Annotated in this window: 9 protein-coding genes; 2 read left to right on the forward strand and 7 right to left on the reverse strand. The window is 35.4% G+C overall.

The genetic code is table 11. From position 1 onward, the window contains the following. Positions 1–188: 188 nt before the first annotated feature. The 5 genes from YWA_RS0106675 to YWA_RS0106695 form a co-directional block, all read right to left on the reverse strand. Positions 189–1,424: a M23 family metallopeptidase gene (locus YWA_RS0106675; protein ID WP_026718642.1), complete on the reverse strand. Its 1,236-nt coding sequence runs from the start codon at positions 1,422–1,424 to the stop codon at positions 189–191. Positions 1,425–1,447: 23 nt separating this feature from the next. Next, a complete protein-coding gene (locus YWA_RS0106680; RefSeq protein ID WP_022827727.1) occupies positions 1,448–2,365 on the reverse strand; it encodes a tryptophan 2,3-dioxygenase family protein in 918 nt (305 codons plus the stop codon). A gap of 2 nt (positions 2,366–2,367) precedes the next feature. Further along, positions 2,368–3,141, reverse strand: a complete 774-nt coding sequence (locus tag YWA_RS0106685; RefSeq protein WP_022827728.1) for a DUF3108 domain-containing protein — start codon at positions 3,139–3,141, stop codon at positions 2,368–2,370. A gap of 288 nt (positions 3,142–3,429) precedes the next feature. Further along, positions 3,430–4,590: a 4-hydroxyphenylpyruvate dioxygenase gene (gene hppD / locus YWA_RS0106690; RefSeq protein WP_022827729.1), complete on the reverse strand. Its 1,161-nt coding sequence runs from the start codon at positions 4,588–4,590 to the stop codon at positions 3,430–3,432. A gap of 140 nt (positions 4,591–4,730) precedes the next feature. Then, a complete protein-coding gene (locus tag YWA_RS0106695; protein WP_022827730.1) occupies positions 4,731–5,888 on the reverse strand; it encodes a homogentisate 1,2-dioxygenase in 1,158 nt (385 codons plus the stop codon). Positions 5,889–6,279: 391 nt separating this feature from the next. On the opposite strand from YWA_RS0106695, the gene YWA_RS0106700 reads away from it, so the two are divergent. Beyond that, the gene (locus YWA_RS0106700; RefSeq protein WP_022827731.1) at positions 6,280–7,950 is read left to right on the forward strand and encodes a sodium-dependent transporter; all 1,671 of its coding nucleotides are present in this window, start codon (positions 6,280–6,282) and stop codon (positions 7,948–7,950) included. Between the two features lie 19 nt (positions 7,951–7,969). Next, complete coding sequence (locus YWA_RS15760) at positions 7,970–8,119, forward strand: hypothetical protein (protein ID WP_022827732.1); 150 nt, start codon at positions 7,970–7,972, stop codon at positions 8,117–8,119. A 5-nt stretch (positions 8,120–8,124) separates the two neighbouring features. On the opposite strand, the gene YWA_RS0106710 is transcribed toward YWA_RS15760, so the two are convergent. Both YWA_RS0106710 and uvrC read right to left on the reverse strand, forming a co-directional pair. Next, complete coding sequence (locus YWA_RS0106710; RefSeq protein ID WP_022827733.1) at positions 8,125–10,329, reverse strand: patatin-like phospholipase family protein; 2,205 nt, start codon at positions 10,327–10,329, stop codon at positions 8,125–8,127. 83 nt (positions 10,330–10,412) lie between these two features. After that, on the reverse strand, positions 10,413–12,212 hold the full coding sequence (gene uvrC, locus YWA_RS0106715) for an excinuclease ABC subunit UvrC (RefSeq protein WP_022827734.1): 1,800 nt from the start codon (positions 12,210–12,212) through the stop codon (positions 10,413–10,415). Positions 12,213–12,219 lie beyond the last annotated feature (7 nt).

Below are 12,219 nucleotides of genomic sequence, written 5' to 3' on the forward strand. Positions count from 1 at the left end.
TGTTTTAGGGTATTGTGATGCAAATTTACGGGTTTTTAGCCCTGATAAAAATGGAAATTTTGCAGGATGGAACACTGTTATTTTCTGGCAGAAAAGAACGACCAACGGAAGTTCCTTTTATGGCTTGAAAATAAAGTGTTGTGACAAAAAATTGTAATGGATAGCAGGATTAGCTCCTGAACAGAAATTTAATCTTTGAATTTTATCGCTGCAATACTGTCCAATTCCTTCTTTAGTGGTGTCATTTCTTGCATGAATCTTGGTTTGAACTTGGCCAGCATCGGTATCGAATTTGGTAATTTCTGGGCTAAAGGATCAACTTGAACGCCATTTTTCCAGAAACGATAACATACGTGAGGACCTGTGGCTAAACCGGTACTTCCCACTTTTCCAATTGTTTCACCTTGGGTAACACGTTGTCCATTTCGAACTAAAATTTTAGACATGTGTAAATATTGCGTTGAATAAGTGGCTGAATGTTTGACTTTTACATAATTACCATTTCCAGCGGTATAACCTGTTCGCTCTACAACTCCTGACGCGGTAGTCACAATAGGAGTTCCTGTTGCAGCTGCATAATCCGTTCCTTTATGGGCTTTAAATCTTTTTTGAACGGGATGAAATCTGTTTTTCGAAAATTTTGAAGAAATCCGGTAGCCAAATTTCAGTGGCGCTTTTAAAAACATATTTTTTAAGACTTTTCCCTCTTCATCGTAGTAATCAAACCGACGGGCATTAGGATCTTGCTTGAATGGAAATGCGTATATTTTTTTGCCTTTGTGAATAAAAAAGGATGCTTCTAAACTTTCTACACCGGCATAAATCGTATCACTAATGTATTTTTCGTTGAAAGTAACCGCGAATCGGTCGCCTTTTTGAATCTTAAAGAAATCGACAGAATAGGCATAAATATCCGCCAAGTTTTGTGCTAAAGAAGGTTGAACACCTGCATTGCTTAATGTTGCCGAAAGTGAGCCGTCAATTTCTGTGGCAATCGTTCGGCGTTTAATGGTAATGGGAAGTTGTTTCTTATACGCTCTAATGGAATCGTTTAAATCAACAACATAATAATGTGAAATATCTGCTTTGTAAATAAATGCTTTCAGCACTTTTGCGGAATCCTTGGAACGCAACATCGTGTATGCTTTTCCAACTCTAATATTTCTTAAGTTAAATGAGTCTCTAACTTTTTCGGTGATTTCGTGTTCTTTATTTTCACCTAAATTTTGTTGTGCCAAAATACTTCCAAAGGTGTCGCCTCTATCAATAGTATCCCGCACGACATCATAATCATTCAGTTTAAATCCAAATTCCATAATGATGGGATCCGGTTTTTTTATTGGTACAACTTCTTTTTTCTCTTCTTTTTCGTTACACGCCACTACTAATATTAGCAATAACAATAAGGATGATAATCTTTTCAAAAGTGTTTGTTTATGCAGTTAATCTATTTTTCTTCGCCCCACGTGTCTAATTCCTCTTGACTCCAAAGTTCTGGGAAAAATATTCTTCTTTGGTATTTTGGGTGCATGTATTTTTTCCAGTCGCTTCCGCCGGTTGCATCGCCATCACCAATATATTTTCGAGCTGCATTCAAATGCCCCATAACCCATGTGATATTTACAGTGTGATCAAAATGACGCATCGCTTTTACTAATTCTGGATTATTCTGGTCTTCTTCTGGTAATTGCTTAAATTTCTGTCGAATATTAATTGTATTGTATTCCTCCATATGACGGAGAAATTCTGCTTTGTATTTTCGCTCAAATTCTACTAGTAAATAGGATTTTTTGCCTGTTGCATGATCTTTTCCGGCAGCTTGCCAATATAAATGTTCAAATGCATGACTGTATGGTGTGTCTCTATCAATAGTAGCTCTGAAGCGGTTGTCAATAAGATTGATTAAGTCAGTAGATCCAAATTCGATTAAACGGTATTGTGCACTTTGAAATCCACTTGCAGGAGTAAGTGTGTTGCGGAATTTCATGTATTGATCAATACTCATTCCGTCACCCATGATGTCAAAAGAGGTTGTCAACATATCAAAATAACGACTGATTCGCATCAATTTCTCCGTAAAAAATTGGGGTTCGGGCTTTTCTGAATGACAAAGTTGGTCCATTTCCCAGAGAATCATCTTAAACAACAATTCGTTTACCTGATGGTACATGATGAAAATCATTTCATCCGGTAAAGTCGTTCGTTGTACTTGCAGATTTAACAAAGCGTCGGTTTGTACATAATCCCAATAGGTCATTGGTTTTGAATACAGCAATCCTTCTAAATGTACGTCTGTTCTATTGTCAACAGTTTTATATTTTTCCTCTAATCGATTTAATAAATCTTCGCGGTGCGGTGTGTTCATTTCTATTTTACTTTAACTGAGAAAGGATATTTCAAACCTTTGAAAGCGTCTAAATCGGCTTTTAATGAACCTACTGCTAAACTTGCTTTGATTCTAACGGGCATTTTATTGTCGTCGTTAGAAATCCAAACCGTTAAGCTTTCCTGTTCCTTAAAAACACGACCTGCTTGAACATAAGGTCTAAAAATCATTGTTGGTATTGTACCAAATTTTGTTTTAATGTCTTCGTTACCAAGATACTTCAATTTAAATTTAGTCGTGTCATCGTCAAAGAACATATCAATGGCAATTGATTCTCCTACTTTCAACTTGTCAATATCTGGGTGGTTACGAAGGTAATAAAATGTTGATAAAATATCTTGTGTATTGGCAGGAACTATAAAACTTTTTTCAGATTTGTTTTTATAATCCTTTACAGTTACGGTACTGTTGCCTTGATTAAAAAATCCTTCTTGATTTTTAGTATAACCACCTTCGTCAATTTTTCGTACAAACTGATAGGGATTTCCCGTTTCTTTATCAAAGAAGCTTTCGTAATCATCGTCCACCTTAAAGAAAAGCTTGGTCATTCCTGTAGTGTAACCTCTACCGATTGCGTGATATACTTTCTTGTTGTTTTTTACGGCTTCTTTAACTTCCATTGTTGCATAACCTGCATTTACAATTCCATAGTGAATTCTAAATTTAAACCATTCACCTTCTTTAAAGGCACGTTCTTTTTGAGGAGCAAAACTGACGGTAATCAAAAACAGTGCAAATATTAATATCTTATTCATAGCTTTCTTTTTTCAATACAATATACAACTTTTGTTCCAAAAGTGTTATAAACAAAAAAACTCAGTCAAAAATGACTGAGTTTTTATGCTATTAACCAACCAAAAAACTATAAATTATGAAATTTACATAAAAACGTGAAGGGAACCACCCCTCCTTATTTTTCGAGTGCAAAAGTACTGCATGTCTTACGATATAATTCGAAAAAAATTGACTTTAACATTAATTTCTCAATAAACAGCATCTAATCGGTCTAAAAATTAATTTATCGTTAAAATACTCTAAATGAATTATAAAGTTCCTCTTTTCTCTTGCTCTCTTTCGATCGATTCAAACAAAGCTTTAAAGTTTCCTGCTCCAAAACCGCGGGCTCCCATTCTTTGAATAATTTCAAAAAATAATGTCGGTCTATCTTCCAGTGGTTTTGTGAAAATTTGCAACAAGTACCCTTCTTCATCTGCGTCAATCATAATTCCAAGGCTCATCAATTTATTGATATCTTCTTGTAATTTATGGTTGTGTTTGTCCAAACGGAACGGAACATCATCATAATAAGACTGTGGTGGTGTACTTAAAAACTCAATTCCACGTGAACGCAAATCAGCTACAGTTGTCAAAATGTCATCCGTTGCCACAGCGATATGCTGAATTCCTGGACCTTCATAGAAATCCAAGTACTCTTCAATTTGAGATTTTTTCTTTCCTTCAGCTGGTTCGTTGATTGGAAATTTAATTCTACCGTTTCCGTTAGACATTACTTTAGACATCAAAGCGGAATATTCAGTCGTAATTTGTTTGTCGTCGAAAGAAAGGAAGTTTACAAATCCCATCACATCTTCGTACCATTTTACCCAGGTATTCATTTCATTCCAACCTACATTTCCAACCATGTGGTCAATGTATTTTAAACCTGTTGGCGCTGGATTGTAGTCTGATTCCCATTTTTTGTAACCTGGTAAAAATTCACCCGTGTAGTTTTTACGTTCTACAAACATGTGAACTGTTTCTCCGTACGTGTAAATTCCTGCACGAACTACTTCTCCGTGTTCGTCTGTTTCTACAGTTGGTTCCATGTATGATTTTGCACCACGTTTGATGGTTTCTTCATAAGCTGAACGTGCATCTTCTACCCAAAGAGCAACGATTTTTACACCATCACCGTGTTTTTTAACGTGTTCTCCAATTGGTGAATCACTTTTTAAAGCCGTAGTTAATACCAAACGGATTTTATCTTGTTTCAAAACATAAGAAGCTCTGTCTCTCATTCCTGTTTCTAATCCTGCGTATGCATGTGATTGAAAACCAAAAGCCGTTTTATAAAAATGAGCCGCTTGTTTAGCATTTCCCACATAAAATTCTACGTAATCTGTACCTAAAAGTGGCAAGAAGTCTTGTGCTCCTTCAAATATTTTCTCTAATCCGTATTCTACGTTTTTAATTTCTTTCGACATTATATTCTATTTTAATTTAGATGTGTTATTGTTATAGTTTATTCTTTATCGCAAAGAGGCAAAGTTAACAAAGAGTTCAAATATTATTCATTACAAACCTTGCGTAATACTTTGCGAACTTTTCGGTTAAATTTTTTAATTTATTCTACCCAAGATTTGAAATAATCCGGGTCAGAAATATCTAAAGCAGCTTGTGTTAATTTCAAGGGTTTAAAAGTATCGACCATTACAGCTAATTCTCCTGTTTCTTTCTTGCCAATACTACGTTCCATCGCTCCTGGATGTGGACCGTGAACGACACCTGCGGGATGTAAGGAAATATATCCTTTCTCCACATGGTTTCTGCTCATGAAATCGCCATCTACATAATACAACATTTCATCAGAATCGATGTTGCTGTGGTTATAGGGTGCAGGAATTGCTTTTGGATGGTAATCGTATAGACGCGGAACGAATGAACAAATTACGAAATTATGCCCTTCAAAATTCTGATGAATTGGCGGCGGTAAATGTATTCTTCCGGTGATTGGTTCGAAATCGTGAATTGACATTGCGTAAGGAAAGTTATAACCATCCCAACCTACTACGTCAAAAGGATGCGTTGCATAAGTGATTTCATGCAAAACATTTTGCTTCTTCGTTTTCACAATGAAATCTCCAATTTCGTCGTGCGTTTCTAATTCAGATGGCGCTCTATAATCTCTCTCGCAAAAAGGAGAATGCTCTAAAAGTTGGCCAAAATTATTTCTGTAATTTCTAGGAGTCAAAACCGGACTGAAAGATTCAACAATTAATAAACGATTGTCTTCAGTTTCAAATTCCATTTGGTAAATTATTCCACGGGGAATCACTAAATAATCTCCGTATGAGAATGGAATATTTCCAACCAATGTTTTTAAAACTCCTTTTCCTTTGTGAACGAAAAGAACTTCGTCAGCATCGGCATTTTTATAAAAATACGACGTCATTGATTTTTGCGGAGCGGCAAGAGCAATATTCACATCATTGTTGAATAAAACAATTGTTCTGCTGTCTAGAAAATCGGCAACAGGTTTTACATCAAAACCGCGAAGCATTTGAGCTTTTACATGTTTGTCTAAAGCTGCAATTGGCGTTAAGTCAATTGGCGCTGCGATGTCTTTAACTTGTGTTGGTCTGTGAACGTGATATAATAAGGAAGCAAATCCGTGAAATCCTTCGGTTCCAAAAAGTTGTTCGTAATACAAACCTCCTTCAGGTTTCTCGAATTGTGTATGTCGTTTTGGTGGAATTTTTCCAAGTTTATGATAAAATGGCATAGGTTTTTTTGTTTAAAGTTTAAAAAGTTTAAAGTTTTCTACTAAACTTTGAAGCTAATTATTATGCAAACCGTTCACTCCGGATTTCTCTTAATCAGGAATTTTAAATGAACAAGTAAGTTTTCCCAAGTGTTATTCATAACAACAAATATCGTAAAATTTTAAATTCTTCACTTCACAATAATACATAAAGTTTGACTTGAAAGCGCCAATTCAACAATTTTATGTGAATTTGACATAAAACTCACAATTTCAAAACTTTATGAAGAGTGTTTTTTAACTGTTAAAATCCTGCTGTAAGTATATAATTAGCAAGGTTTATTTTGATTTTATTTCTTTTTACAATAGTTTTTTTATCTTTGGATTTCATTAACAATTTCACATCTAGTTTATGTCAACAAATTCGCAAGCTTGGGGCTCAAGAGTAGGACTAATTTTAGCAATGGCAGGAAATGCTGTAGGATTAGGTAACTTTCTTCGATTTCCAGTTCAAGCCGTTCAAAACGGAGGTGGTGCTTTTATCATACCTTACTTAATTTGTTTTCTGTTAATGGGAATTCCTCTTCTTTATATAGAATGGTCTACGGGTCGTTTTGGTGGGAAATTTGGAAACCACAGTACGCCTTATATTTTAGATTCAATGGTAAAAGGTCGTGTTTTAAAGTATATTGGAGTATTTGGTATTTTTACGAATGTAGCCGTCGCTGCGTATTACTGCTACATCGAATCTTGGACAATGTCTTATGTTTACCATTCTCTTGCCGGAACTTTTGAAGGAATGAGTCAAAGTGGAATTGCTCAATTTTTTAATAATTATGTAGATATTTCGCAGTCAAGTACCGGAATTCCTTACGAAGCAGTTGTTTTCTATATTTTGTGTTTACTCCTAAATACCTTTATTCTTTCAAAAGGATTGAAAGGAATTGAAAAAGTGGCCAAAATCGGTATGCCTTTATTAATACTTTTCGGAGTGATTTTAGCAGTAAGAGGTTTAACATTAGGCACAAGTGGAGCTTCAGAATTGTTTCCTGACGCAAATGCTTGGGACGGTTTGAACTTTTTATGGACGCCACAATACGAATCTATTTTAGATTTAAAAGTATGGATGGCTGCTGCGGGACAGATCTTCTTTACACTTTCTGTAGGAATGGGAACGATCCAATGTTATGCCGCTTATATGAATTCGAAAGATGATATTGCTTTGAATGCGGTTTCTGCTGGATTTATGAATGAGTTTGTGGAAGTTGTTTTAGGAAGCTTAATTGTTATTCCAATTGCTGCAGGATATTTAGGTTTGGACTGGGTTTTGGAAAATGCTGGGTTCGGAATGGCATTTCAAACTATGCCTTATTTATTCCAACAATGGGGACCAGTTTTAGCCGCTTTCGCTGGATTGTTCTGGTTTGGATTACTGTTTTTTGCAGGAATCACCTCATCATTAGCAATGGGAACTCCTTGGATGGGATTTATGAAAGACGAGTTTAACTGGGGTCAAAACAAAGGCGCTTGGTCGTTTGGATTGTTGATTTTAGTAATGGGATTACCGACGGTTTTATTTTTCCAAGAAGGTGTTTTTGACGAATACGATTATTGGGCTGGAACAGTGAGTTTAGTGGTATTCGCGATGCTAGAAACCATTTTGTTTTCGTGGATTTTTGGAATGAAAAAAGGCTGGGCTGAAATCACCAGTGGTGCTGATATTAAAGTACCAATTATTTATAAGTTCATCATCAAATTCATTACACCACCGATGTTAATCATCATATTTTTAGGTTCTTTATTTAAACCTTTAAACAATGATTGGTCAGGAAATGTTTCGAGTTTATTCGCTGGTAATGGTTGGACTTTAGACAATGGTTCAATTGTAAAAACAGTAATGCATGCGGGAATTAAAGATAAAATTTTAGCTACAACAGACCCTGTTTTAATACAGCAATTGCAAGACCAAATGATGTATTTAAACTTTGCGAGATTCTTACTTTTGGCTTTATTTATATTCATCAGTTCTCTCGTCTATTTCGCATTTTTGAAAAGAAGAAGAGAAGGACGTGCAACTTTATAATTTTTAAATAACAAAAACGATGAACACAGAAGCAATTATAACGATGGTACTTACGCAAGGAATTGTAATTGGATTTACCGCCTATTTTTTCTATAAAGTACTGACAATTAAACCTAAATCAGAACCGGATTCGTTCAGTGACAACAACGAAGTAGAAGAGCGTCAATAGGTTTCTTAAAAGTGATAACCAATGCTAAACCAAGTATAATGATTTCTTGTTTCAGGAGACCAAGAATGCTTGACTGCAAGTGGTCCAAAAATAGTCTCTAAACCGTAGCCAAAAGCATAACCCGAAAAATTAGGCCGTTCCAACCAAGCGTCAGAATCAAATAGCTTATTACCAATATTAGCATAATTTCCGGTAAAATTAAGGTGATGCTTTCTGTAAAATCGGTAGTCAAGAGTTACGGTCGATTTTACAAAACTATTTCCGTATAAACTCAGAAAATCATACCCGTAGAAATAGTCGAAATTATTGATTCGATTAAATCCAAATCCTCCCAAAATAAAATCGAAATACGCATTTTGACCTTCACCAATTGAAAATCCACCTGCAATTTGTGCAATTGCGGTAAAATGATTCGATATTGGAAACGCTTTGCTTAGTTCACTTTTCAAATAAGTAAATTTCGTAAATTCCTCTTTCCTTGATGAATAGATAAAAGATTGGACACTTCCTGAAAAATACCAACCTTCGTGTGGAAAGTAAAAGTTGTCTAGCGAATCGTACTTCAAGTTTCCAAAAATACTCAAGAAACTATTGTTTTTAAATATCGGTGTCAGGTTATCAATGGTTTCAGAAGTAATTTTTATATTTTTCAATTCAACTCCTGCTCCAACAATGAATTTTTGCTTAAAAAGCGTTTGAACGTAAGCTTGATGGGAGAAGTCGGAGAAATCTAAATTGATCGAATTCAAACCCGTGAATCCAAATATATTTGCTGTTTGTGAATTCGCAGCCACGTTTTTATTAAAGCTGTTGAACCGTGATTTGAATCCGAAACTCCAGTAAAAACCATTGTCAATATAATAATCAAAATTATACCGAATGTTATCTCCTAAAACGAAATCCAAAGACGCGACATCATTTTTAAAAATCATTTTTTTCTTATTCAAATTGACCAAAACGCCACTTTTGTATAAGTCGTCGTAATGCAATCCAAATCGCAAAAAGGAAGTGATTTGGTTTTCTATCAAATTTAATTTGAACACATCTTCATCTCCGTTTTTTTCAAAACTGTAGCCTAAACTGCTGAAATTCTGAGTCGCATTCAAATTATCAATACCAACTTTCAATTTATCATAAGCAATTGTCGCTCCTGTTCTAAATCCTAGTTTCCCAATCACATACGCTCGCGTGTAATTGTTTAATTTATTAATTTGAATTTCGGAAATCGTAAGGGTATCTTTTTTCCCATCGCACAACTCTAGTTTAGGCTTTTTATAATTAGTTCCTAATGCTTTAAGTTGTTCATAAACGGCTGCACTTGCTTCTTCCCCTTTCTTAACGATAGCAGCTCCATCACTGAACGAAATGACCGTAAAGTCTGAAATATCAGGCTTGATATAAATATCGGTACGTTCCTTTTTTACTTCCATTTTCTCCATCATTTGGAGGTTTGAAATCTGTACTAAAATTCGCGTTGCATTTTTTAAATCTTCCCTGGATTTTAAACCACTCTGCACATCAACACCAATAATCACATCAGCACCAAGTTTCTTTACCTCGTCTATCGGATAATTATTCACAACTCCACCATCAATCAACAATTTTCCATCGATTAATACCGGTGAAAACAACGACGGAAAAGTAGCACTTGCCATGATAGCTTGCGAAAGATATCCATGGTCTAGAAGCACTTGTTTCCCGGTCTCAATATCGGTAGCAATACATAAAAACGGAATAGGAAGTTGATTAAAATCTCGCGTATGACGGTCGTTGTGCAATAATTTATTCAGCAAACCGTAAATATTTAATCCTTTTGAATACGAATACGGAATGCCCACTTTCCACTTATCAAAAGGAAGCGTCAAAGCATAACGTTCGTCATTTTCCTTTTCATAAAAGTTTTTAGAAGATCTTGGAATGTAGTCCTTCAGCAATTGGTCAAAATCCGATACTTTAAAAATAGAATCAATTTGAGCCGCATTGTATCCCGAAGCATAAAGTCCGCCAACGATGGCACCCATACTTGTTCCGCCAATGTAATCAATTTTGACTCCTGCTTCTTCAATGGCTTTTAAAACGCCAATATGTGCTAAACCTTTCGCTCCGCCTCCACTCAAAACCAAACCCACTTTCACACGTTCTTTTTCTTGTGAAAATGAATTTTGAAAACCTATTAGTACAAAAAGTAAAAGAAGAAGGTTGTTTTTCATAGGTACTGGTTAAAAATTTTATGGCTGAAAATGAATTTCAAAGGCTACGATTTCTTTTCTAAATATGCGTAAATCTATAACAATCAACCCATAGAAGTGTTGTAAAAGTCGTAAATTTTTTTGGCTTTTGAAACACCTATTACTTCGGATATTTCTTTTTCTGTAGCCAATTTCAAACGTGTCACTGATTTGAAGTGTAAAATCAAGGTTTGCATCGTTTTTTCGCCAATTCCAGGAATCGCTTCCATCGAAGAATTCAACGCACTTTTACTTCTTCTATCTCTGTGGTGTGTGATTCCAAAACGGTGTGCTTCATTTCGCAACATCTGAATTACTTTCAATGTTTCCGATTTTTTATCCAAGTACAAAGGCACTGAATCTCCTGGATAGAATAATTCTTCCAATCGTTTTGCTATACCAATAATCGCAATTTTTCCTCGTAATTCTAAAGCATCTAAACTTTTTAACGCCGAGGACAATTGCCCTTTTCCTCCGTCAATGATGATTAGCTGTGGCAATGGTTCGCTTTCGTCTAAGAGTCGTTTGTACCTTCTATAAACCACTTCTTCCATCGAAGCGAAATCATCAGGTCCTACAACGGTTTTTATATTGAAATGGCGGTAATCTTTCTTACTTGGTTTTCCATCTTTAAAAACTACGCAAGCCGCCACCGGATTTGTTCCTTGAATATTCGAGTTGTCAAAACATTCAATATGCCGAGGTTCAACCGGAAGTCGCAAATCTTTCTTCATTTGTGCCATGATTCGGTTGGTGTGTCGGTCTGGATCTACAATTTGAAGTTGCTTCAACTGATCCATTCGGTAGAATTTAGCATTCCGAATTGAAAGTTCTAAAATCTGCTTTTTATCACCCAATTGCGGAACCGTAACTTTTACTTCTTCACCAACTTCAACCGGAAACGGAACGATAATTTCTCTTGATAAAAGCTTGAAACGTTCGCGTAATTCTACAATTGCTAATTCTAATAATTCTTCATCAGATTCGTCCAATTTCTTTTTCAATTCCAATGTATGCGAACGAATAATGGAACCGTGTGCAATTTGAAGAAAATTCACATAAGCCGCACCTTCGTCCGAAACAATCGAGAACACATCAATATTATTGATTTTGGGATTTGCCACCATCGAACGCGATTGGTAGTTTTCCAAGACTTCGATTTTTTCTTTTAATTTTTGAGCGGCTTCAAAATGCATTTCGGAAGCCAAATGCATCATTTTTTTCTTGAAATTTTTTAAACTTTCCTTGAAATTTCCTTTTAAAATTTCGCGAATGGCCTCCACTTGTTCTTGGTAGTTTTCCAGTGATTCATGGCCTTCACAAGGTCCTTTACAATTTCCAATGTGGTATTCTAGACACACTTTAAACTTTCCACCTTCAATGTTTTTTTGATTTAAATCATAATTACACGTTCGTAACGGATACAATTCCTTGATTAAACCCATAATCGTATGAACGGTTTTGAAACTCGTGTAAGGCCCAAAATAATCTGAACCGTCCTTTATCATTCGACGTGTTGAAAATATTCGCGAGAAAGGTTCATTTTTTATACAAATCCAAGGATAACTTTTATCATCCCGCAACAAGACATTGTAACGCGGTTGGTATTTCTTAATTAAATTATTTTCAAGCAACAAAGCATCGGTTTCTGTAGGAACTACAATGTGTTTAATGGTTACAATTTTCTTAACCAACACATTTGTCCGAGCCGTATCGTGGACTTTATTGAAGTAAGAAGAAACCCGTTTTCGCAGGTTTTTCGCCTTTCCAACGTATAAAATTTTTCCTTCCTTGTCGTAATATTGGTAAACACCCGGATTGTCGGGTAACGATTGAATTTGTAGATTTAATGCGGTTGAAACCATTTTACAA

This window comes from Flavobacterium antarcticum DSM 19726, from assembly GCF_000419685.1.
In the GTDB taxonomy this organism is placed as follows: Bacteria; Bacteroidota; Bacteroidia; order Flavobacteriales; family Flavobacteriaceae; genus Flavobacterium; species Flavobacterium antarcticum.